The organism is Microbaculum marinisediminis (genome assembly GCF_025397915.1).
Classification (GTDB): domain Bacteria; phylum Pseudomonadota; class Alphaproteobacteria; order Rhizobiales; family Tepidamorphaceae; genus Microbaculum; species Microbaculum marinisediminis.
Genome location: NZ_JALIDZ010000004.1, coordinates 150,616 through 171,573, shown reverse-complemented (window position 1 = coordinate 171,573; position 20,958 = coordinate 150,616). Strand labels below are relative to the sequence as shown.

General features: G+C 65.9%; 23 protein-coding genes. 11 read left to right on the top strand and 12 right to left on the bottom strand.

Translation table 11 applies throughout. From position 1 onward, the window contains the following. The first annotated feature begins 63 nt into the window (after positions 1-63). Both pnp and MUB46_RS09680 read left to right on the top strand, forming a co-directional pair. Positions 64-2,196, top strand: a complete 2,133-nt coding sequence (gene pnp, locus MUB46_RS09685; protein WP_261615699.1) for a polyribonucleotide nucleotidyltransferase — start codon at positions 64-66, stop codon at positions 2,194-2,196. A gap of 193 nt (positions 2,197-2,389) precedes the next feature. Further along, complete coding sequence (locus MUB46_RS09680; RefSeq protein ID WP_261615698.1) at positions 2,390-3,385, top strand: GGDEF domain-containing protein; 996 nt, start codon at positions 2,390-2,392, stop codon at positions 3,383-3,385. A 70-nt stretch (positions 3,386-3,455) separates the two neighbouring features. On the opposite strand, the gene fabI is transcribed toward MUB46_RS09680, so the two are convergent. From fabI to fabA, 3 genes are all read right to left on the bottom strand, one after another. After that, positions 3,456-4,295: an enoyl-ACP reductase FabI gene (gene fabI, locus MUB46_RS09675; RefSeq protein ID WP_261615697.1), complete on the bottom strand. Its 840-nt coding sequence runs from the start codon at positions 4,293-4,295 to the stop codon at positions 3,456-3,458. Positions 4,296-4,335: 40 nt separating this feature from the next. Beyond that, positions 4,336-5,559: a beta-ketoacyl-ACP synthase I gene (gene fabB / locus MUB46_RS09670; protein WP_261615696.1), complete on the bottom strand. Its 1,224-nt coding sequence runs from the start codon at positions 5,557-5,559 to the stop codon at positions 4,336-4,338. 75 nt (positions 5,560-5,634) lie between these two features. Then, positions 5,635-6,162 (bottom strand): 3-hydroxyacyl-[acyl-carrier-protein] dehydratase FabA, encoded by a 528-nt coding sequence (gene fabA / locus MUB46_RS09665; RefSeq protein WP_261615695.1) that lies wholly within the window; start codon positions 6,160-6,162, stop codon positions 5,635-5,637. Between the two features lie 215 nt (positions 6,163-6,377). On the opposite strand from fabA, the gene irrA reads away from it, so the two are divergent. Beyond that, positions 6,378-6,836, top strand: a complete 459-nt coding sequence (gene irrA / locus MUB46_RS09660; RefSeq protein ID WP_261615694.1) for an iron response transcriptional regulator IrrA — start codon at positions 6,378-6,380, stop codon at positions 6,834-6,836. Between the two features lie 19 nt (positions 6,837-6,855). Here irrA and MUB46_RS09655 read toward each other — a convergent pair whose 3' ends face one another. Beyond that, positions 6,856-7,428, bottom strand: coding sequence for an SH3 domain-containing protein (locus tag MUB46_RS09655; RefSeq protein ID WP_425256239.1), 573 nt, complete (start codon positions 7,426-7,428; stop codon positions 6,856-6,858). A 251-nt stretch (positions 7,429-7,679) separates the two neighbouring features. On the opposite strand from MUB46_RS09655, the gene MUB46_RS09650 reads away from it, so the two are divergent. Together MUB46_RS09650 and MUB46_RS09645 are read left to right on the top strand one after the other, a co-directional pair. Beyond that, a complete protein-coding gene (locus MUB46_RS09650; RefSeq protein WP_261615693.1) occupies positions 7,680-8,666 on the top strand; it encodes a 2-hydroxyacid dehydrogenase in 987 nt (328 codons plus the stop codon). Positions 8,667-8,684: 18 nt separating this feature from the next. Beyond that, on the top strand, positions 8,685-9,071 hold the full coding sequence (locus MUB46_RS09645) for a VOC family protein (protein ID WP_261615692.1): 387 nt from the start codon (positions 8,685-8,687) through the stop codon (positions 9,069-9,071). Here the strand turns inward: MUB46_RS09645 and MUB46_RS09640 are convergent, their stop codons facing one another. Next, positions 9,072-9,707: a glutathione binding-like protein gene (locus MUB46_RS09640; protein WP_261615691.1), complete on the bottom strand. Its 636-nt coding sequence runs from the start codon at positions 9,705-9,707 to the stop codon at positions 9,072-9,074. Between the two features lie 74 nt (positions 9,708-9,781). On the opposite strand from MUB46_RS09640, the gene MUB46_RS09635 reads away from it, so the two are divergent. From MUB46_RS09635 to MUB46_RS09625, 3 genes are all read left to right on the top strand, one after another. Continuing rightward, positions 9,782-10,414, top strand: a complete 633-nt coding sequence (locus MUB46_RS09635; RefSeq protein WP_261615690.1) for a TetR/AcrR family transcriptional regulator — start codon at positions 9,782-9,784, stop codon at positions 10,412-10,414. Between the two features lie 63 nt (positions 10,415-10,477). Beyond that, positions 10,478-10,789 (top strand): TM2 domain-containing protein, encoded by a 312-nt coding sequence (locus MUB46_RS09630; protein ID WP_261615689.1) that lies wholly within the window; start codon positions 10,478-10,480, stop codon positions 10,787-10,789. 141 nt (positions 10,790-10,930) lie between these two features. Beyond that, entirely contained in the window at positions 10,931-11,215 is a 285-nt protein-coding gene (locus MUB46_RS09625) for a YMGG-like glycine zipper-containing protein (RefSeq protein WP_261615688.1), read from the top strand. A 38-nt stretch (positions 11,216-11,253) separates the two neighbouring features. On the opposite strand, the gene moeB is transcribed toward MUB46_RS09625, so the two are convergent. From moeB to ubiE, 7 genes are all read right to left on the bottom strand, one after another. Then, positions 11,254-12,012, bottom strand: a complete 759-nt coding sequence (gene moeB / locus MUB46_RS09620; protein WP_261615687.1) for a molybdopterin-synthase adenylyltransferase MoeB — start codon at positions 12,010-12,012, stop codon at positions 11,254-11,256. A 26-nt stretch (positions 12,013-12,038) separates the two neighbouring features. Continuing rightward, positions 12,039-12,779 carry a DUF2259 domain-containing protein gene (locus MUB46_RS09615; protein WP_261615686.1) on the bottom strand — a complete coding sequence of 247 codons (741 nt, stop codon included), beginning with the start codon at positions 12,777-12,779 and terminating at the stop codon, positions 12,039-12,041. Between the two features lie 127 nt (positions 12,780-12,906). Next, positions 12,907-13,890, bottom strand: coding sequence for a cysteine synthase A (gene cysK / locus MUB46_RS09610; protein WP_261615685.1), 984 nt, complete (start codon positions 13,888-13,890; stop codon positions 12,907-12,909). 214 nt (positions 13,891-14,104) lie between these two features. After that, a complete protein-coding gene (dut, locus tag MUB46_RS09605; protein WP_261615684.1) occupies positions 14,105-14,551 on the bottom strand; it encodes a dUTP diphosphatase in 447 nt (148 codons plus the stop codon). A gap of 1 nt (position 14,552) precedes the next feature. Then, entirely contained in the window at positions 14,553-15,755 is a 1,203-nt protein-coding gene (coaBC, locus tag MUB46_RS09600; RefSeq protein ID WP_261615683.1) for a bifunctional phosphopantothenoylcysteine decarboxylase/phosphopantothenate--cysteine ligase CoaBC, read from the bottom strand. 70 nt (positions 15,756-15,825) lie between these two features. Continuing rightward, positions 15,826-17,394: a 2-polyprenylphenol 6-hydroxylase gene (gene ubiB, locus MUB46_RS09595; protein WP_261615682.1), complete on the bottom strand. Its 1,569-nt coding sequence runs from the start codon at positions 17,392-17,394 to the stop codon at positions 15,826-15,828. A gap of 12 nt (positions 17,395-17,406) precedes the next feature. Next, positions 17,407-18,183, bottom strand: coding sequence for a bifunctional demethylmenaquinone methyltransferase/2-methoxy-6-polyprenyl-1,4-benzoquinol methylase UbiE (ubiE, locus tag MUB46_RS09590; protein WP_261615681.1), 777 nt, complete (start codon positions 18,181-18,183; stop codon positions 17,407-17,409). Positions 18,184-18,266: 83 nt separating this feature from the next. Here ubiE and mutM point away from each other — a divergent pair, with 83 nt between their 5' ends. The 3 genes from mutM (at position 18,267) to rpsT (ending at position 20,429) form a co-directional block, all read left to right on the top strand. Continuing rightward, positions 18,267-19,154, top strand: a complete 888-nt coding sequence (gene mutM / locus MUB46_RS09585) for a bifunctional DNA-formamidopyrimidine glycosylase/DNA-(apurinic or apyrimidinic site) lyase (RefSeq protein WP_261615680.1) — start codon at positions 18,267-18,269, stop codon at positions 19,152-19,154. A 98-nt stretch (positions 19,155-19,252) separates the two neighbouring features. After that, the gene (locus MUB46_RS09580) at positions 19,253-20,026 is read left to right on the top strand and encodes an enoyl-CoA hydratase (RefSeq protein WP_261615679.1); all 774 of its coding nucleotides are present in this window, start codon (positions 19,253-19,255) and stop codon (positions 20,024-20,026) included. 136 nt (positions 20,027-20,162) lie between these two features. Further along, positions 20,163-20,429, top strand: coding sequence for a 30S ribosomal protein S20 (rpsT, locus tag MUB46_RS09575; protein ID WP_261615678.1), 267 nt, complete (start codon positions 20,163-20,165; stop codon positions 20,427-20,429). Positions 20,430-20,958: the final 529 nt, after the last annotated feature.

Genomic DNA, 20,958 nt, shown 5'->3' with positions numbered 1-20,958 from the left:
GAAGCGCCTCGCCATCTTGCCCATGGCTCGCCCTGCATCCCACGAGCCATGAGGCACATAGGTATGTTTGATATCCATCGCGAAGAAATTGAATGGGGCGGCCGCACGCTGGTCCTGGAGACCGGCAAGATGGCCCGTCAGGCCGACGGCGCGGTTTTCGCCAAGTATGGCGACACCACCGTACTCGCCACGGTCGTCGCCGCCAAGGAGCCCAAGCCCGGCATCGACTTCCTGCCGCTGACCGTCCACTACCAGGAAAAGTACTACGCGGCCGGCAAGATCCCTGGCGGCTACTTCAAGCGCGAAGGTCGCCCGACCGAGAAGGAGACACTGGTCTCCCGCCTGATCGACCGGCCGATCCGCCCGCTGTTCGTCGAAGGCTTCCGTTGTGACACCCAGGTCATCGCGACCGTCCTGTCGCACGACCTCGAGAACGATCCCGACATGGTGGCGATGGTTGCTGCCTCTGCCGCCCTGACGCTGTCGGGCGCTCCGTTCATGGGCCCGATCGGCGCGGCCCGCGTCGGCTACATCAACGGCGAGTACGTTCTCAACCCTCAGCTCGACGAGATGCCGGAATCGACGCTCGATCTGGTCGTGGCCGGTACCGGCGACGCCGTTCTGATGGTCGAGTCCGAGGCCCAGGAACTGCCCGAGGACGTCATGCTCGGCGCCGTCATGCACGGCCACAAGGGCTTCCAGCCCGTGATCGAGGCAATCATCCGCCTCGCCGAGCGCGCCGCCAAGGAGCCGCGCGACTTCGCCGCCGCCGATCATTCCGACCTCGAGGCGAAGGTCGCCGAGATCGCTGGCCAGGGCCTCAGCGCCGCCTACAAGATCGCGGCCAAAACCGAGCGCCAGGACGCCGTGGCCGCCGTCAAGGACATGGTCATGGCGACGCTCTGCCCCGATGACGCCGCCGACGGCGAGGGCCATGACAAGCAGAAGGTCGCCGACGTCTTCAAGAAGCTCGAGAAGAAGATCGTGCGCGGCTCGATCATCGAGACGAGCCATCGCATCGACGGCCGCGACCTGAAGACGGTTCGCCCCATCGTCGCCGAGGTCGGCCTGTTGCCGCGCACCCACGGCTCGGCGCTGTTCACTCGCGGTGAGACCCAGGCTCTGGTTGTCGCCACGCTCGGCACGGGCGAGGACGAGCAGTTCGTCGACTCGCTGTCCGGCACCTACAAGGAGCGGTTCCTGCTCCACTACAACTTCCCGCCCTACTCGGTCGGCGAGACCGGCCGCATGGGCGGCGCCGGCCGCCGCGAGATCGGCCACGGCAAGCTCGCCTGGCGGGCGATCCATCCGATCCTGCCGGACCATACCGAGTTCCCCTACACCCTGCGCGCCGTCTCGGAGATCACCGAGTCGAACGGCTCGTCCTCCATGGCCACCGTCTGCGGCACCTCGCTGGCGCTGATGGACGCCGGCGTTCCGCTCAAGCGGCCGGTCGCCGGTATCGCTATGGGCCTGATCCTCGAGGAAGGCGGCCGTTACGCGGTCCTGTCCGATATTCTCGGCGACGAGGATCATCTCGGCGACATGGACTTCAAGGTGGCCGGCACCGACGCGGGCATCACCTCGCTGCAGATGGACATCAAGATCGCCGGCATCACCGAGGAGATCATGCAGGTCGCCCTCGACCAGGCCAAGGGTGGCCGCATGCACATCCTCGGCGAGATGTCGAAGGCCATCACCCAGGCGCGGCCGGAGCTCGGTGAGCACGCCCCGCGCATCGAGGTCATCACCATCCCCGTCGACAAGATCCGCGACGTGATCGGCTCCGGCGGCAAGGTGATCCGTGAGATCGTCGAGAAGACCGGCGCCAAGATCAATGTCGAGGACGACGGCACCATCAAGGTCGCCTCGGCCGACGCCAAGGCCATCAAGGCAGCGCTCGACTGGATCAAGTCGATCGTGGCCGAGCCGGAAGTCGGCGCCATCTATCGCGGCAAGGTCGTGAAGGTCGTCGACTTCGGCGCCTTCGTGAACTTCTTCGGTCCGCGCGACGGCCTCGTCCACATCTCCCAGCTCTCCAAGGGCCGTCCGGAGAAGGTCACGGACGTGGTCAAGGAAGGCGACGAGGTCTACGTCAAGCTGGTCGGCCTCGACGAGCGCGGCAAGGTCCGCCTGTCGATGAAGGTCGTCAATCAGGAAACCGGCGAAGAGGACGATGCGGGCCAGGCGGCCTGATCTCCGACCCTCGGATTACTGCTTGGAACGGCCCTGTGGATAACCACGGGGCCGTTTCTTTTTAAGCCGGCTCAATCGGTTGGCGTCTTCCATAAAAATCTCGGCAATTTCTTCAGAACCCCGAAACGGCTCGCACCATTAGGTTGTGACGATCGCCGCGATGTTCGCGTGGTCTGTTTGCGAGGGGATTGCGATGCCTGCGTCGCAACTGGGTGCTGACCGGAATGGCCCGCGCGAATTGGGATTCTACCGGTTTCTGAACAGCCTCTCCTGGCCTGGAACCTATCTCGGCCGGCTGCTGCTCGTCTGTGCGGTCGCGCTGAGCGTGCCGCTGTTCGCGAGTCTCGGTCTGGTTGCATATCTGGACGACCGGCCGATCGAAACGCCGACCATCTTCGCCGCCGCGCTTGTCGGCGACGCCGTCGGCATCGGCCTCATGTTCCTCGGCCTGCGACTGGCCCTGAAGCCGGTGCGTCTGTCGCTCGACGCGTTGAACGCCTATCGCCGCGATCGGTGCCTGCCTCTGCTCCCGGGATACTACGACGACGAGCCCGGCCGGCTCATGCGCGAGATCGGCCGTACCATCGTGTCGGCGGAGATGGTTCGCGCCGACCTCCTGCACCGCGCCGAAACCGATCCCCTGACCGGTGTGGCCAACCGCCGGCGCTTCCTGCGGCGCGGTCTTCGCGATCTCGACGACACGCGCCGAAGCGGCGAGGCGCTGTCGCTGGTCATCCTCGACATAGACCGGTTCAAGGGGATCAACGACACCCACGGCCATGCCGCCGGCGACGAGGTTCTGAAGCTGGTTGCGGACCTACTGGCATCCGCGCTGCGCAGACGCGACTCCCTGGCGCGCATCGGTGGCGAGGAGTTCGCGATCATGCTGCCCGACACGCCGCTTGACGACGCCGTGGCCATAGCCGAGCAGTTGCGCCAACGCATGATCTCGTTGCCGATGCCCCTGCTCGGCGGCGCCGCGATAACGGCCAGCTTCGGGGTCAGCGCGGCGCAGTGCGACGACGCCGATATAGAAGCGCTGATGCGTCGCGCCGACAGGGCCCTCTACGATGCCAAACGAAGCGGCCGCAATGCCGTCGCCTCCCGGTCGCAGGACGACCGGGACGGGACGAACGCGGGACGATGCCATCCCGGACAGGACGTCGGGTGTTTCGGCCTCAGTTCGTAGCGAACAGACCGGGATCGTCTGGATCGCGGATTGAGCAGTCGAGGCCGTCGCGTTCGGGGAAGGGGCCGCCTTACTCGGCGGCTTTCAGGTTTTCCCCGTCGCCATTGCCGAGATCGGCCTTCATGTCTTCCGGCTTGGGCATGGAAACCACGTGGAAACCGGAATCGACGAAATGGACCTCGCCGGTCACCCCGGCCGACAGCGGCGACAGCAGATAGAGCGCCGATCCGCCGACGTCCTCGATGGTCGTCGCCCGCCGCAGCGGCGCGTGTGTCTTGTGGAAGTTGTACATCCGCCGCGCGTCGGTGATGCCCGCGCCGGCCAGCGTGCGCACCGGGCCGGCCGAGATCGCGTTGACGCGGACGCCCTGCGGGCCATAGTCGGCGGCCAGGTAGCGTACGCTCGCCTCCAGCGCGGCCTTCGCGACGCCCATCACGTTGTAGTTCGGCATCACGCGGGTAGACCCCGCATAGGTGAGCGTCAGCAGCGATCCGCCGTCCGGCATCATCGCCGCGGCGCGTTTGGCGATCTCGGTGAAGGAGAAGCAGGAAATCACCATCGTGCGCACGAAATTCTCGCGCGTCGTGTCGGCGTAGCGGCCCTTGAGCTGCGCCTTGTCGGAAAACGCGACGGCATGAACCACGAAGTCGAGGCTGCCCCAAGCCGTCTGCAGCTCGGAGAAGACCGCGTCGACGGTCGCCACATCCTCGACGTCGCACGGCAGCACCAGATTGGCGCCGACGGACTCCGCCAGCGGGCGGACCCGCCGTCCGAAGGCGTCGCCCTGATAGGTGAAGGCGAGCTCGGCACCCTGGCCGGCCAGCGCCGTCGCGATGCCCCAGGCAATGGAGTGGTCGTTCGCCACTCCCATGATCAGGCCGCGCTTGCCGGCCAACAGCCCGTCGCTCATCTGTAATCCTGCCTTTCCGGCTCTGGTTCTTGGTGCTTTCTCAGCCGTCGAGACGGCGGAACACGAGGGTTGCGTTGGTTCCACCGAACCCGAAGCTGTTCGACAGCACGGTATTGATTTCCGCGTTGTCGCGTCGCTCGCGAAGGATCGGCATGTCCGCAAAATCCGGATCGAGCTCCTCGATATTCGCCGATTCGCACATGAAGCCGTTGTTCATCATCAGGAGCGAATAGATGGATTCCTGGACGCCGGCCGCACCCAGCGAATGGCCGGTCAGCGACTTGGTGGCGGAGATCGGCGGGCACTTGTCGCCCGATCCGAAGATGTTGCGGATCGCGGTGATCTCGGGTCCGTCGCCCGCGGGCGTCGAGGTCGCATGCGGGTTGATGTAGTCGACCGGCTCCTTGAGATCGGCCATCGCCATGCGCATGCAGCGCTCACCGCCCTCGCCGGAGGGGGCGACCATGTCGTAGCCGTCCGAGGTGGCGCCGTAGCCGGCAAGCTCGGCGTAGATCCGGGCCCCGCGCGCCTTGGCGTGTTCCAGCTCCTCGAGGACCAGCACGCCGGCGCCGCCGGCGATGACGAAGCCGTCGCGATTGACGTCATAGGCCCGCGACGCTGTCTGCGGCGTGTCGTTGTACTTCGACGACATGGCGCCCATCGCGTCGAACAGCATCGACAGCGACCATTCGAGCTCCTCGCAGCCGCCGGCGAACATGACGTCCTGCTTGCCCCACTGGATCATTTCGGCGGCGTTGCCGATGCAGTGCGACGATGTCGCACAGGCCGAGGAGATCGAGTAGTTGACGCCCTTGATCTTGAACCAGGTGGCCAACGTCGCCGATGCGGTCGACGACATCGCCTTCGGCACGGCGAACGGCCCGATGCGCTTCGGGCCTTTTTCGCGCGCGATATCGGCGGCTTCGATCAGCGTGCGCGTCGACGGGCCGCCCGAGCCCATGATGATGCCGGTGCGCTCGTTGCTGATCTCGCTGTCCTCGAGGCCGGAATCGCGGATCGCCTGGTCCATCGCGACGTGGTTCCAGGCGGTGCCTGCGCCGTGGAAGCGCATGGCCCGGCGATCGACGAGTTCGGACGGATCGAGCGTCGGCGCGCCGTGGATACGGGACCGGAAACCGAGCCGCTCGTAATCGTCAGCCTTGACGATCCCAGACTTGGCCTCGCGCAGCGACGCAACCACTTCCTGGGTGGTGTTGCCGATGCTCGAGACGATCCCCATGCCGGTGACAACTACGCGTCTCATGGCAGCCTCTTGAAAGAACAATCTTGTATCGCGTGTGCGACTAGTGCCGAAATCAGGCGATTTTCCGCCGCCGGATTACGACGCCGCGCTTTCCGACTCCGTGGTGAACAGGCCGACCCGCAAATCGAGCGCCTCGAACACCGTCTCGCCGTCCGCCTTGACCCAGCCGTCGGCGATCCCGAGCGTAAGCCTGCGGCGGATCACCCGCTTCAGGTCGACGCCGTACTCGACGACCTTGTTGGTCGGCAGGACCATGCCGGAGAACTTGACGCTTCCCGTCGACAGCGCGCGGCCGCGGCCCGGCGCCCCGGACCAGCCGAGGAAGAAGCCGACCATCTGCCACATCGCGTCGAGCCCGAGGCAGCCCGGCATCACCGGATCGCCCTTGAAATGGCATGGGAAGAACCACAGGTCGGGCCTGATATCGAGCTCGGCGCGAACCGCGCCCTTGCCGTGCTCGCCGCCGTCCTCTGAAATGGACGAGATGCGGTCGAACATCAGCATCGGCGGCAGCGGCAGCTGCGCGTTGCCGGGACCGAAAAGTTCGCCCCGCCCGCAGGCGAGCAGGTCGTCATATTCGTAACTGGACCGCCGTTCGGTCATTCGCCTCACTCTTTTTTCTGAATGCCATTCCGTTTGCGCCGAACGGCAGCGACGTCGTCTGGATTGTCCCCGAACGCCGGAGGCTTAACTAACATAGCTTCTTCGGCCTCGAAAGGGCGCGAAAGACCATTATTCCCGAAGCGTTCCGGCGCTTGCCGTTACTAGGCGCCTTACGTATATTGGTAGCGAATGCAACGAATTGTCGGATCATCTTCATGATGAACGGAAGACCGTTTGACGGCACGCGCGCGGGCACTCTGAAGCGCGAGCGCGACGTCACCGAGCTGTTGCGCGGGGCCGGCCTGCGCCCGACGCGCCAGCGCCTGTCGCTGGGCGCGCTGCTTTTCGACGGCGTCGACCGCCACGTGACGGCGGAAATGCTGCATGAACAGGCCATTCGCGCCTCCGTACCCGTGTCCCTCGCAACCGTCTACAACACGCTGCATCAGTTCACCCATGCAGGTCTGCTGCGCGAGGTCGCGGTCGACGGTGCGAAGTCCTATTTCGACACCAACACCCGCGATCATCATCACTTCTATCTCGAGGACGAAAACCGGCTGATCGACATCGCCGGTGGCAGCATCGCGGTGACGGGCCTGCCGGACACCCCCGAAGGCACGGAAATCACCCATATCGATGTCGTCGTTCGGGTGAAGCAGGCGCGCAAGCGCTGAACGCGCGCCGGTATTCCGCCTATTCGACGATTTCCCTGGGGTAGACGCCCCACAGCATTTCTTGCGAGATCCAGCCGGAGACGCCGTTCACCGTGACGCGGCACCACGTGCCGTCGCATTTGTTGAGGTCGACCAGAACCTTAGGCTCGACGAGTGCGGCCAGGCCGCCGTTCTGGCCGGGATTGCGCCGCAGCGCCAGCGTGTCTTCCTCCGACCACGGCGCGACCACGGCTGTGCGCCGTCCAGATAGCAGAGAGTGGAAAATCCAGCCCTCCGCCCCCTCGCTGTCGCGGATTCGTCGCCAGTTCTCGTATTCGGCGATGATTTCGACAGGAAGCCCGGCCTTTGCGAAGATCCAGGCGACACGGTGATCCTGTCCGGGTCCCGCGCGCACGTTGATCCGGTCGGACTTCAGGCTGACGAAGCGTGGAAGCGGCAGCCCACTCGGGCCGGTCTGGGTGGTCGCGGCCTGGGCGCCGGATGGCGCGCCTGCGCCCGCCTGCGCCGCCGCATGGGCGTGCGGGACCGCGAAGCTCAGGATTCCGAAGAGGCACGCGACCGCAAGGCGCTGACGAACCGGTAAGGCGATCATATTTGTTCCGATGGCATCCTCAGCGCCCCGATGGCAACCTCGGCGCCGAGGCGTATGCACATAAATCACGCCAATTCGAAGTCAACGGGACAGGACGCCGCGCCGATCTGCTTTGTGTTTGCCGGACCGTCTGCTAGAGAGTCCGCGAAGTCCGCCCGAATCCCCGGACCGATCCCTATCACCTTCGTGGTAAACGACCGGTGAACCGGGGCGCCGGGAGAAAATGAGCATCGAGAGGGAGATCGTCGCCCATGCCAAAGACGCGACCGCACGTCATCGTCACGCGCAAGCTGCCGGACGTTGTCGAGACGCGGATGCGCGAATTGTTCGATGCCCGCCTCAATCTCGACGACCGGCCGATGAGCCAGGCCGAACTGATCGAGGCGGTGCGCGACGCCGACGTGCTTGTGCCGACGGTTACCGATCGCATCGACGCCGCAGTGCTCACCCAGGCCGGACCGCGGCTGAAACTCGTCGCCAACTACGGTAACGGCGTCGACAATATCGACGTGGAAACCGCCACGAAGCGCGGCATTTCCGTCACCAATACGCCCGGTGTCCTCACCGAGGACACGGCCGACATGACGATGGCGCTGATTCTCGCCGTGCCGCGCAGGTTGGCGGACGGTATCCGGGTCATGGAGACGGGCGAGTGGAAGGGGTGGTCGCCGACCTGGATGCTCGGCCATCGCATTAACGGCAAGCGGCTCGGCATTGTCGGCATGGGCCGGATCGGACAGGCCGTGGCCCGGCGCGCGCGCGCCTTCGGCATGCAGATCCACTACCACAACCGCCGCCGCGTCCCCACGGCGGTCGAGGAAGAGCTGGAGGCGACCTACTGGGACAGCCTCGACCAGATGCTCGCCCGCATGGACGTGATCTCGGTCCATTGCCCGCACACGCCGGCGACATACCATCTTCTGTCGGCGCGCCGGCTCAAGCTGCTGCGCCCGGAGGCCTATATCGTCAACACGGCGCGTGGCGAGGTGATCGACGAGAATGCGCTGGCACGGATGCTGGAGGCCGACGAGCTCGCCGGTGCCGGCCTCGACGTGTTCGAGCACGAGCCCTCGGTCAATCCGAAGCTTGCCAAGTCGGACAAGGTGCTGCTTCTGCCGCACATGGGCTCGGCGACGATCGAAGGCCGCGTCGACATGGGCGAGAAGGTCATCATCAATATCAAGACCTTCGCCGACGGCCACCGGCCGCCGGACCGCGTTCTGCCCTCGATGCTATAGCCGGGTGGAGGCGCGGCCATGCTCGACCACGTCTCCGTAACCGTCTCGAATATCGATCGGGCCGAACGCTTCTACGATGCGGCTTTCGGCGCCCTGGGCATTCCCAAGGTCGTCCGCGGGCCGAACCGGCTCGGCTACGGCGAGCGCGCCAGCGCGGACCATCCCGACAGAACCTACCTGTCGATCCGCGTCGGCGATGCCGGCCGGATCCAGGGACGCCATTGGGCGTTCAAGGCCAGGAGCCGCGCCGACGTCGATGCGTTCCACGCCGCGGGGCTGGCCGCCGGCGGCCGTGACGAGGGCGCGCCGGGCCTGAGGCGGCACTATCACGACAGCTACTATGCGGCGTTCCTGTGCGATCCCGACGGAAACCGCATCGAGGCGGTTTGCCATCTGCCCGAATGATTACGCCGTTCCCTGCCCGGCCGCCTGTGCCTCGTAGAGCGGGTACTCCTCGGCAAGCGCCCGGGCGACCGCCGGACGCGCGCGCATCCGCGAGGCGTAGGCCTTGAGCGCTGGCCATCGGTCGAGATCGATGCCGACCGCCCGCGTCCAGCCCAGAACTGTGGTGAGATAGGCGTCGGCCACCGTGAATCGATCGAGCAGGAACGCCCGGCCGGAAAGGTATTTGTCCGCGTAGTCGAACCGTTTGTCGGCGATCTGGAGCGCGAAGGCTTTCGCGCCGTCGTTGCTGTCCGGCGAGAACAGCGGATAGAAGACTGCCTTGTGCAGCTCGGTGGTGATGAAGTTCAGCCACTGCTGCAGGCGGTAGCGGTCCAGTCCGGATTTCGGTGCCAGGCCGGCGTCCTCGTCGAGATCGGCGACATATTGCAGGATGGCGGAGGTCTCGGTCAGCTGCTCGCCGGAATCCGTACGCAGCATCGGAACCTGCCCCATCGGGTTCACGGCGTAATAGTCGGAACCGTCCTCGACCTTTTTCGAGAGACGGTCGACGCGGATATAGTTGGCGGGCGTACCGGATTCGTAGAGGGCGATACGGGTGGCGAGCGAGCAGGCGAGCGGCGAAAAGTACAGATCCATGGGGGCGATCCTCCGTGATTTGATATTTGTACCGTATCGCACGAAAATAGGCGGCGGCAAGGATTGTTTGCGAAATGGTACAAAATAAGACCGCAAAGCGCGGACGGCCGCGCGCATACGATCCCGACAAGGCGCTGGCCCGGGCGCGGGACGTTTTCTGGGTGCAGGGCTTTGCGGCGACATCCCTCGACGAGCTGAGCGCGGCAACGCGGATGAACCGGCCGAGCCTCTACGGCGCCTTCGGCGACAAGCGGGCCTTCTACCGGACCGTGCTGGAACGCTATCGGGAGCAGATGCGGGACGAAGTCCGGCTGGCGCTTGCCCCCGATGCCCCGCTTCGAGAGGCTCTGACGCGGCTTTTCGCGTTCTATCTCGCAATCTATTTCCCGGAGGACGGTCAGCCGCGCGGCTGCTTCATGATTTCGACCGCTGTGCCTGAGGCGGCGACGGACCCGGACATTCGGCAGCTGCTTGCCGAGACATTTCGCGGGTTCGATCGGATGCTTGAGAAACGGATCGCGAAAGCCGTCAGCGACGGCGAGTTGCCTGCCGATACGGACTGCGCGACGCTTGGCCGGATGGTCGCCTCGGTCGTTGGTTACATCGCGATCCGCTCGCGCCTTGGCGAAAGCCGCGAAATGCTCGAGTCCTTCGCCGCCGCCACCGTCGACCACATCTGCGGCAAGGCTGCGCCGTCGGGCGGTTGACCTTGCGCCGGCGCACCCGAGCACGCACATTACGGCGAGCACAGTGAACCGATCAGGACAGTCATGACCGACACGAGTCAGTCCCGCCAGATGATGGAATACGACGCCCTGTCGAAATCGGCAGTGCTAGCCTACATCCTGTGGTTCTTTCTCGGTTTCCTCGGCGCGCATCGGCTGTATTCCGCCCGTGTTCTGTCGGGCATTCTTCAGTTCCTACTGTGGGGTCTCGGCTGGCTGACCATGTGGATCCTGATCGGCTGGGCGTTCTGGGCCCTCTGGGCGCTGTGGTGGGTGATCGACGCAGTATTGATTCCGGGCTGGATCCGCGACTACAATCTGTCTGTTGCGCGCCGGATTTCAACGCGCGCGTCGTAACCCGTTTCAAGTCCTGATTGCGGCGCAACCGGGACTGTCCCCGCCCCAATCCCGCTGCTTTTCGGAACCAATCTGCCGCTTGTCTCTTTATTTAGTAAGTGGCCTTCATCATCGCATGGCAGCGAAGAGGAGAACGAATTCATGTGGAAACTGCCTGCCATCGTCCTGTCGACGGCTCTGCTCGCCGCCTGCCAGACCACGCCCCAGGAGCGCGGTGCGCTCACCGGTGGTGCGATCGGTGCGGGAACCGGCGCGGTCGCCGGCGCGATCATCGGCGGTTCGGCGTCGAGCGCCGCGGTCGGTGCCGCCATTGGCGGTGCGACCGGTGCCATCATCGGTGCCGTCGCCAATCGTCCGGGCTATTGCTATGCCCGCGACCGTTACGGGAACCGCATCGTCGTCGAATGCCCGCCGGGCTACTACTGATCTAGTCCTGAACAGGATCCCGGCGATCGGGTACGGCGCTAGCCGGCGCTGTATCCGATCGTCTCGACGCGCATGGACATGCCGTCGAACAGCATGAGCCGGCCGATCAACGGCTCGCCGACACCGGCGATCAGCTTGATCACTTCCAGCGCCATAATCGATCCGATGACACCTGGCAGCGCGCCGAGGATTCCGGCTTCCGCGCAGGTCGGCAGCATGCCGTCCGGCGGCGGCGCGGGGAAAAGGTCGCGATAGCTCGGATTGGGACGGTCGTCCTTGCCGATCTCGTAGGGCTTCAGGGTCGTGACCGAGCCGTCGAATCGACCGACTGCCGCGGAAACCAGCGGCCGCCGCCACGCCGCGCAGGCATCCGCCGCCGCATACCGCGTGGCGAAATTGTCGGATCCGTCGGCAACGATGTCGAAACCGCAGACGAGCCCCGGTGCGTTGTCGGGCGTGATCCTGAGCGGGTAGGTCTCCACCTCGACATGCGGGTTGATGCGCTTGATCGCCGCCGCCGCGCTGTCGACCTTGGCTGCTCCGATCGCGTCCGTGTCGTGGATCACCTGCCGCTGCAGGTTCGACAGGGCCACCGTGTCGTCGTCGACGATGCCCAGCGTGCCGACGCCGGCGGCGGCGAGATACAGCAGGAGCGGTGCCCCGAGGCCGCCGGCGCCGATGATCAGGACGCGCGCACGCTTCAGCTTCTGCTGGCCCGGCCCGCCGATCTCGGCAAGCACGATGTGCCGCGCATAGCGCTCCAGTTCTTCATCACTGAGTTTCGTCGGCACGAGCATCGGCTGGGATTGGCCTCCTGAACTGTCTATCGCGGCAGGTCTCCGGTGACGGCAAGAAACCGGCGCTGCGGTCCCTCGAAGCCCGGCTGGAATATGCTCATGACGACGGCGACCTTATCCGCCGGGTAGCCGTCGGGCACGGTCACCGCGTCGATCCGGTAGGTGATCGGGCAGCCGCGCGATTGCGGGATCTGCACGTCTTCGTGCAGCACCGTCTCGACGCCGGTCGCGAGGTTCCTGAGCGTCAGGCGAAAGCCCTTCGGTTTGTCGCCGATATAGGTCTCGCAGGCCTCGCCGGGAGTCTCGGCATCATAGATATCGAGGCTGGCATTGTAGCGCCGGTCGATGTCGCGAAGCGGGTTGGCGGGAAACGGCTGGCCGAAATCGACGCTGACCGGATCGGCGCCCAGTTCGCCGAGCGGATTGGCGGCAAGCGTCAGCGCCCGGTCTTCCACCGCGAACTGTTCGAGTATCGGCGCGGCCTGCTGACGGGCCTGCGCGCGCGCCATCGAGAGCGGTGCCGTCTCCTCGTCGATGCGCACGCGCACCGGCGATCCCGGCACCCAGGAATCCGTATTCGTATCGACGACGTAGATATTGGCATAGGGGAAGCCGGAGCCATCCTGAACCCCGAATTCCTCGAACGCGAAGACACTGCCGTTGGGCGAGAAACCGAGGATGCGATGCTCCGAGATGTCGCCGGCCTCAGCCGTAACGACACTGGACAGTAGCGCCAGAACAAGGCCAATTCGCGCGCTCGAACTCATGGCGCAGCCTCCTTCGCCTCCGTCCCTGGCGAAAACGATAGGCCAAAAAAACCGTCGAACCAAGTATTCCATCCGCCGGCGGCAATGCGGGGTTGCCGCCGGCGAACGGGTTCGCGGAATGCTCGAATCAGAGGTCCTCGAACAGCACCGTCGAGAGGTATCGCTCGGCGAACGACGGGATGATGATCACCACGTTCTTGCCGTCCATTTCCGGGCGTGAGGCCACCTTGAGTGCTGCGGCGACGGCGGCGCCCGACGAGATCCCGACCGGAATGCCTTCGGTCCGGGCGACTTCGCGCGCGGTCTCGACGGCTTCCTCGTTCGAAACCTGGACGACCTCGTCGATCACGTCGCGGTCGAGGACGTCGGGGATGAAGCCCGCGCCGATGCCCTGGATCTTGTGCGGGCCGGGCTCGCCGCCGGACAGGACGGGGCTCGCCTCGGGCTCGACGGCGACGATGTGCAGGTCCGGCTTGCGCGGCTTCAACACCTGGCCGACGCCGGTGATGGTGCCGCCGGTGCCGATGCCGGAAACGAACACGTCGATCTCGCCGTTGGTATCGTTCCAGATCTCCTCGGCCGTCGTCTTGCGGTGGATCGCCGGGTTCGCGGGATTCTGGAACTGCTGCGGGATCACCGAATTGGGAATCTCCTTGTGCAACTCCTCGGCACGCGCGATCGCGCCCTTCATGCCTTTCGGCCCTTCGGTCAGCTCCAGTTCGGCGCCGAGGAAGGCGAACATCTTGCGCCGCTCGATCGACATCGTCTCGGGCATCACCAGGATCAGCCGGTAGCCGCGCGCGGCCGCGACGAAGGCGAGCGCGATGCCGGTGTTGCCGGAGGTCGGCTCGATCAGCACGGTGTCCTTGTCGATCTTGCCCTCGGCCTCAAGCGCATCGACCATCGAGACGCCGATACGGTCCTTGACGCTGGCGATCGGGTTGAAGAATTCGAGCTTCGCCAGCAGGTTGGCCTTTACGCCCTTCGCCTTGGCCAGCTTGTCCAGCCGTACCAGCGGGGTGTCGCCGATGGTGTCGGTGATGGAGTCGTAGATGCGGCCGCGACCGGGCTGGCGGTCGAGGTCCTGCTTGGGGGCGGTGGCCTGGCTCATGAATGTGCTCCGTTGGCGTCTTGATGCGGCTGCCGCCGCTTACTCGTTGGACCGGTCCTCAACGTAGTCGCCCCACAGTCTCCCCGCGAGGCCCTGCGCATTCCAATTTGACCGGTACTGCGGAATGCAGTCCTAGAAAACGAACGATTCAGAGAAAACCAATTCTCGACGGCCGGCCGATTGCGCCTTCGGCGAAAACGCATTCCTGCCCGGATCAGCGTCCCGTCGAGCCGAAGCCGCCTTCGCCGCGGGCGCTGTCGCTCAAGGCATCGGCTTCCACCAGCATCGCACGGGTCACCGGCGCGACAACAAGCTGGGCGATGCGGCTGCCCGACTCTATCGCGAACGGCTCGGCGCCGAGATTGATCAGGATCACCTTCACTTCGCCGCGATAGTCGCTGTCGATCGTGCCGGGTGTGTTGAGCACGGTGACGCCGTGCTTCGCGGCAAGCCCGGACCGCGGCCTGACCTGCCCCTCGTGGCCGCCGGGCAGTTCGAAGACGAGCCCTGTCGGCACCAGGGCGCGGCCGCCGGGTGCCAGGATCATCGGCGTCGCGATCGCCGCGCGCAGGTCGAGGCCGGCGGCGCCGTCTGTCTCGTAGGCGGGTAGTGGAAGATCGGCGCCGTGCGCCAGGCGCTTGATACGGACGGTGACGGTCATTCTAGCGGTGCGCCTTCAGGATCTCGGCGATGCGCGCGACGAGCCGCGCGGCGACTTCGGTTTTCGGCATGTCTTCCCAGCTCTCCACGTCGGCCGGCGAGACCAGATGCACCGTATTGTGGTCGCCGCCCATGATGCCGGTGGCGTGCGAGACGTCGTTGGCGACGATCAGGTCGCAGCCCTTGCGCTCGAGCTTCGCCCTGGCGTGGTCGACCACCGTCTCGGTCTCCGCCGCGAACCCGACGACCAGCGTCGGCCGCAACGTGTGGTGCTGCGCGAGGGTCCGCAGGATATCCGGGTTCTCGACCAGCGAAAGTTCGGGCGCCTGTTTGTTGCCCTCTTTCTTCATCTTCTGGGCGCCCTCGCTGTCCGGCCGCCAGTCGGCGACGGCGGCGGCGCAGATGGCGATATCGGCGGGAAGCGTCTCCTCGACGGCGGCGAGCATCTCGCGAGCCGTCTCCACATGGATCGTCGTCACGCCCTGCGGATCGGGAATCGAGACCGGACCGCTGACGAGCGTCACCTGCGCCCCGGCGGCGGCCGCCGCCGCGGCAATGGCATGACCCTGCTTTCCCGAGGAGCGGTTGGCGAGGTAGCGCACCGGGTCGATCGGCTCGTGGGTCGGCCCGGACGTGACGATCACCCGTTTGCCGGCAAGCGGCTTGTCGGCGCTCAGCATGGCTTCGATCGCCGCCAGGATCTCTGCGGGCTCGGCCATCCGGCCTTCGCCCGCCTCGCCCGATTCCGCCATCTCGCCGCGGTTCGGTCCGACGAAACGAAGGCCGTCGTCCCTGAGCCGCTCGACATTGCGCCGTGTTGCCGGATGCGACCACATGCGCGGGTTCATGGCGGGCGCGACGAGCACCGGCTTGTCGGTGGCCAGCAGCACCGCGCCGGCGAGGTTATCGGCGATGCCGTTGGCGAGCTTCGCCAGAAGGTCGGCGGTCGCGGGCGCCACCACCACGAGATCGGCCTCGCGCGACAGGCGGATATGGCCGATCTCGGATTCCTCGTTGAGGGAGAACAGGTCGGTATAGACGGTGTCGGCCGACAGGCTCGCAAACGACAGCGGCGTCACGAACTGCTGTGCGGCGTCCGTCATCACGCAACGCACGGCGATGCCTCTGTCGCGCGCCCGGCGCACGAGTTCGAGGCACTTGTAGGCGGCGATGCCGCCGCCGACGATGAGAAGGATGCGTTTCATCCGTTTCCCGCTGCGTTTGGGTCCGTCGGGTACAGTCTACCGACCGGGCGCCCAACCTTCCATGGCGGCGTCACCACCACAACGCCGCGGCAATCGTTGCCAAGGACAGGGCCGAAATCCAGAGCGCCACCCGTCCGGAGCGGGTACGCCGCGCTTCCGCCGCCGCGATCGCCTCGACGCTTTCCCGGTCGAGATGGAAGCCGTCGCGCGCCATTGTCGCGAGACCGGCGGCAATCCGCTCCCCACGCACCAGCAACTCCGGCGCGGCCAGCAGCAGGCGACCTAGGTTGCCGGCTCCCTCCGCGGCCGAATGCAGCGCGCCCTCAGGCCCCAGATTCTTGCGGATCCATTCGCCGACGATCGGCTCCGAGGTCGTCCACATGTCGAGCTCGGGATCGAGATGGCGGGCCACACCCTCGACCACGACCATCGTCTTCTGCAACAGCAGCAGCTCCGGCCGTGTCTTCATGTCGAACAGCTCGGTCACCTCGAACAGTTGTGTCAGCAGCCGCGCCATCGATATCTCGGAGGCGGTGCGGTCGCGCAGCGGTTCGCCGATCGCGCGCAACGCCTGGGCGAAATCGTCGACGGAATGGATGTCGGGCACGTAGCCCGCCTCGAAGTGCACCTCCGCCGTTCGGTGATAGTCGCGGCGGATGAAGCCCCAGAGGATCTCCGCCAGGAAGCGCCGCTCCTTCGGCCCGAGCCGGCCCATGATGCCGAAGTCGACGGCAACCAGATTGCCCTCGTCGTCGATGAACAGGTTGCCCGGATGCATGTCGGCATGGAAGAAGCCGTCGCGCAGGGCATGGCGCAGGAACGACTGCATGACCAGCGCACCGAGGCGCTTCAGGTCGTGACCGGCCTCCTCCAGCGCGTCGCGGTCGGCGATCGGGATGCCGTCGATCCATTCGAGCGTCATCACCCGCTTGGCGCTGCGGCTCCAGTCGACCTTCGGCACGCGGAACCCCGGATCCTCGGCGGTGTTCTCCGCAATCTCCGAGATCGCGGCGGCCTCCATCCTGAGGTCCATCTCAATCGTCACCGAGCGGTCGAGGATCTCGACCGTATCGACCGGGCGCAGCCGCCGGGCTTCGGGGTCGATGCGCTCGATGGTGTGCGCGGCGAAGAAGAAGGTATCGAGATCGCGGCGGAATCGCCTTTCGATGCCCGGTCGCAGCACCTTGACCGCGAGGCTGCCCTCGTCGGCTTGCGCCTTGTGCACCTGGGCGATGGACGCGGCAGCGACGGGCGGGCCGAACTCGTCGAAGGCGTCCTCGACCGGACGGCCGAGCGCCGCTTTGATCGCGTTGCGGGCAACCGCGTCAGAAAAGGGCGGCAGACGATCCTGAAGCTGCGACAGGTCGCTGGCGATCGCGTCGCCGACCAGGTCGCGCCGGGTCGCCAGGAACTGGCCAAGCTTGATCCAGCTCGGTCCCAGGCGCGAGAAGGCTGCGGCCAGGCGGGCGTCCTGCGGATTGCGCCGTCCGACGACGGCCCCGAGGAGGCGTCCCAGCCGGATCGCCATCGCCGGTCCGGCGGGCAGGTCGGTCGGATCCACCAGCGCGAAGGCGCCCTCGCGGGTCAGGGCCCAACCCGCCCGGGCGAGCCGGCTCAGATGCACGATTGAAGAAAACACCGGACGCGACCCTTAGATCCGCCAGCCGGAATGCAGCACGGTGATGCCGCCCGAGAGCGCCCGCCACTGCACCCGCTCGAAACCGACCTCGCGGATCATGTCGGCGAAGGTTTCGCGGTCGGGGAAGCGGCGGATCGACTCGACCAGATAGCGATAGGAGTCCGCATCACCCGCCACGATCCTGCCCATGGCGGGGATCGCATTGAACGAATACAGGTCGTAGATCTTGTCGAGCATCGGCATCTCGACCTGGCTGAACTCGAGGCACAGGAACCGCCCGCCGGGCTTCAGCACCCGGTAGGCCTCCTTGAGGGCCAGGTCGATGTGCGTCACGTTGCGGATGCCGAAGGCGATCGTATAGGCATCGAAGCTCGAAGCAGGCAGGCCCGTATCCTCGGCGTTGCCTTCCACGAACGTGAGGCGATCGGCGAGCCCGCGCTTCTCAGCCCGCGCCGCGCCCACGTCCAGCATGTTCGGATTGATGTCGAGGACGGTGATTTCGGCGGCCGGCGCCGCCTCGGCGATGCGGAAGGCGATGTCTCCGGTGCCGCCGGCGACGTCGAGGACCGACCAGCCCGCGCCGCCCCTGGGCGGATTGAGCCAGGCGATCATCGCGTCCTTCCAGAGCCTGTGCAGGCCCCCGGACATCATGTCGTTCATCAGGTCATAGCGCCGGGCGACCCGGTCGAACACCGCGTCGACCTTGCCCTGCTTCTCGTCCTCGCGGACGGATTCGAACCCGAAATGCGTATCGCGGGCCATGCTCGCGTCTGTGCCTCGCCTCGTCATGGCGCGGACCATAGCGCAAGGCCTTGCCGCGCGCTATCTTCGCGACCCTGATCGGTTACTGAAAATCCTGCGAACAGAAGACCATGCCCGAACTGCCCGAGGTCGAGACAGTGCGCCGCGGCCTGGAGCCGGCGATGAGCGCCGCGCGCATCGACGACATAGAGGTGCGCCGCCCGGACTTGCGCTTTCCCTTTCCCATGGCGTTTGGCGCGCGCCTCAGGGGCCGGACGGTTGTCGGTCTGGGCCGGCGGGCGAAATACCTGCTGGCCGATCTCGACGACGGCGAGGTGCTGGTCATGCATCTCGGCATGTCCGGTTCGTTCCGCATCGAGGCGGAAGGAGACGAGGCGACGCCCGGCGCCTTCCACCATGCCCGGTCCAAGGCGACCGCGCACGACCATGTCGTCTTTCATATGTCGAGCGGAACGCGGATCACCTACAACGATCCGCGCCGCTTCGGCTTCATGTCGCTGATCCCGCGGGCCGAACTGACGGAACACGCCCTGTTCAGGAATCTCGGCGTCGAGCCGGTCGGCAATACGCTTGATGCGGCCTACCTGGAGACCGCCTTCCGCGGCAAGGTGACGCCGCTCAAGGCGGCGTTGCTCGACCAGCGCATCATCGCCGGCCTCGGCAATATATATGTGTGCGAGGCGCTGCATCGCTCCGGCCTGTCGCCGACCCGCCCGGCCGGCACACTATCCTCCGCGCGCCCCAGGAAGAAGCCCGGGCCCCGCGCCGAGCGACTGGTTGTGGCGATCCGCGATGTCATCGCCGAAGCGATCGCAGCCGGCGGCTCGAGCCTGCGTGACTACGTCCATACCGACGGTTCGCTCGGCTATTTCCAGCACACCTTCCGCGTCTACGATCGCGAGGGCGAGCCCTGCCGGACGCCGGGTTGCACCGGCACCGTCAGGCGCATCGTCCAGTCCGGCCGCTCGACCTTTTACTGCCCCCGCTGTCAGCGCTGAGCGTGCGATCCTCGCCTGCGACCAGCGGTCGGGTTGCAGACGGGCTGGCGCTCCTGTAGCGCTATCGCCCGAACGCAACGTCAGCCCGGGGAGTGAAAATGGCCTACGAGAACATCCTGGTCGAGACGCGCGGCCGCGTCGCGCTGATTACGCTCAATCGGCCCAAGGCCCTCAACGCGCTGAGCTCCGGCCTGTTCGTCGATCTGAACGCCGCGCTCGATAGCTTCGAGGCCGACGAGAACATCGGCTGCATCGTCCTGACCGGCAGCGAGAAGGCCTTCGCCGCCGGCGCCGACATCAAGGAGATGCAGCCCTACACGTCGGTCACAGCCTACCTGACCGACCTGATAACCCCCTGGGAGCGCGTCTCGCGCAACCGCAAGCCGATCATCGCGGCGGTGGCCGGCTACGCGCTCGGCGGCGGCTGCGAGCTCGCCATGATGTGCGACTTCATCATTGCCGCCGATACCGCCAAGTTCGGCCAGCCCGAGATCAATCTCGGTGTCATGCCCGGCGCCGGCGGCACGCAGCGGCTGACGCGCTTCGTCGGCAAGTCGAAGGCGATGGACATGTGCCTGACCGGCCGGATGATGGATGCCGCTGAGGCGGAGCGCTCGGGGCTGGTGAGTCGCATCGTACCGGCCGACGAGCTGGTCGACACGGCAATGGATGTGGCGGCCAAGATCGCCGACATGTCCCTTCCCGCCGTGATGATGATCAAGGAGTCGGTCGACCGCGCCTACGAGACCACGATGTCGGAGGGGGTCCGCTTCGAGCGGCGGGTCTTCCATTCGCTGTTTGCCACCGAGGACCAGAGCGAGGGCATGCAGGCTTTCATCGACAAGCGCAGCCCGAACTTCCGCAACCGTTGAGCCCGGTTGACGGGGCGAAGGGGAACCGTTTATACACCCGCCGACGTGCGGTGGGATTGCGTGCCTGCCGCCTTTGGTGTTTTTGGCGCGGCGTGGCGGGACTAGACCCCGAGCCGGCCAGTTTCGGAGATGCTTTATGGCGAATACCCCGTCGGCCAAGAAGGCGGCGCGCAAGATCGCGCGACGGACGGCCATCAACAAGACGCGCAAGAGCCGCGTGCGCACGTTCGTTAAGCAGGTCGAAGCGGCGATCGCCGCCGGCGACCGCACCAAGGCGACCGAGGCGCTCCGCGCCGCCGAGCCGGAGTTGATGCGCGCTGCCCAGAAGGGCGTGATGCATGCCAATACCGCGTCCCGGAAGGTGTCGCGGCTTTCTGCCCGGGTTAAGGCGCTGCCGGCCTGATAGGCCGTCGCCGACACTGCGGTCAGTGGGATCGAGAGGCCCGGCCGATCGCCGGGCCTTTTTCTTTGTCCAGATGCGGCCGGCGCGGCAGGATTTGGCGTCGGCAATTGCCTCTGGCGCAAGGATGGCCGGTTTTTCAATGCCTTATGGCGGAACGCACGTCGTGCGCATTGTGGCAGAGCGGGCATCGTCATTTCGCGCAGTCGTTCTGTTGATATTTCAAGGGCTTGGCGACACGACGGTCGGCAGGGCCGGATTCCCGCTGAGGCCCGGGTGGCGGAACGATGGCCGGGTACGGGCGCGATGGCAAATTTTCCGGTAGTGGCCGCGAAGTAACGGCGGTCCGGTTTTCGCTGACTCGTCAGTTGGTTGGTCTCGGCGCAGTGGCGCGCCATGCGGGAATGCGTCGTCTATGCCGCAGATTTTTGACGCCGCAGCGGTTGCCCTTATCGGGCCCCCTGTGTAAAGTCCAAGTCATCGGGGCGGCCGTAGAGTACTCAACCTTTTTGGCAAGAATTAAGGGCTTGGT

Coding starts and splice junctions, on each gene's coding strand:
- MUB46_RS09655 (WP_425256239.1), bottom strand. CDS start 7,428: ATGATCGCCTTACCGGTTCGTCAGCGCCTTGCGGTCGCGTGCCTCTTC.
- ubiE (WP_261615681.1), bottom strand. CDS start 18,183: ATGACGAGGCGAGGCACAGACGCGAGCATGGCCCGCGATACGCATTTC.
- MUB46_RS09580 (WP_261615679.1), top strand. CDS start 19,253: ATGGCCTACGAGAACATCCTGGTCGAGACGCGCGGCCGCGTCGCGCTG.
- irrA (WP_261615694.1), top strand. CDS start 6,378: ATGATGAACGGAAGACCGTTTGACGGCACGCGCGCGGGCACTCTGAAG.
- dut (WP_261615684.1), bottom strand. CDS start 14,551: ATGACCGTCACCGTCCGTATCAAGCGCCTGGCGCACGGCGCCGATCTT.
- MUB46_RS09630 (WP_261615689.1), top strand. CDS start 10,478: ATGACCGACACGAGTCAGTCCCGCCAGATGATGGAATACGACGCCCTG.
- mutM (WP_261615680.1), top strand. CDS start 18,267: ATGCCCGAACTGCCCGAGGTCGAGACAGTGCGCCGCGGCCTGGAGCCG.
- rpsT (WP_261615678.1), top strand. CDS start 20,163: ATGGCGAATACCCCGTCGGCCAAGAAGGCGGCGCGCAAGATCGCGCGA.
- MUB46_RS09625 (WP_261615688.1), top strand. CDS start 10,931: ATGTGGAAACTGCCTGCCATCGTCCTGTCGACGGCTCTGCTCGCCGCC.
- fabI (WP_261615697.1), bottom strand. CDS start 4,295: ATGAGCGACGGGCTGTTGGCCGGCAAGCGCGGCCTGATCATGGGAGTG.
- cysK (WP_261615685.1), bottom strand. CDS start 13,890: ATGAGCCAGGCCACCGCCCCCAAGCAGGACCTCGACCGCCAGCCCGGT.
- fabA (WP_261615695.1), bottom strand. CDS start 6,162: ATGACCGAACGGCGGTCCAGTTACGAATATGACGACCTGCTCGCCTGC.
- fabB (WP_261615696.1), bottom strand. CDS start 5,559: ATGAGACGCGTAGTTGTCACCGGCATGGGGATCGTCTCGAGCATCGGC.
- MUB46_RS09645 (WP_261615692.1), top strand. CDS start 8,685: ATGCTCGACCACGTCTCCGTAACCGTCTCGAATATCGATCGGGCCGAA.
- MUB46_RS09650 (WP_261615693.1), top strand. CDS start 7,680: ATGCCAAAGACGCGACCGCACGTCATCGTCACGCGCAAGCTGCCGGAC.
- MUB46_RS09680 (WP_261615698.1), top strand. CDS start 2,390: ATGCCTGCGTCGCAACTGGGTGCTGACCGGAATGGCCCGCGCGAATTG.
- MUB46_RS09640 (WP_261615691.1), bottom strand. CDS start 9,707: ATGGATCTGTACTTTTCGCCGCTCGCCTGCTCGCTCGCCACCCGTATC.
- MUB46_RS09635 (WP_261615690.1), top strand. CDS start 9,782: ATGGTACAAAATAAGACCGCAAAGCGCGGACGGCCGCGCGCATACGAT.
- coaBC (WP_261615683.1), bottom strand. CDS start 15,755: ATGAAACGCATCCTTCTCATCGTCGGCGGCGGCATCGCCGCCTACAAG.
- moeB (WP_261615687.1), bottom strand. CDS start 12,012: ATGCTCGTGCCGACGAAACTCAGTGATGAAGAACTGGAGCGCTATGCG.
- pnp (WP_261615699.1), top strand. CDS start 64: ATGTTTGATATCCATCGCGAAGAAATTGAATGGGGCGGCCGCACGCTG.
- MUB46_RS09615 (WP_261615686.1), bottom strand. CDS start 12,779: ATGAGTTCGAGCGCGCGAATTGGCCTTGTTCTGGCGCTACTGTCCAGT.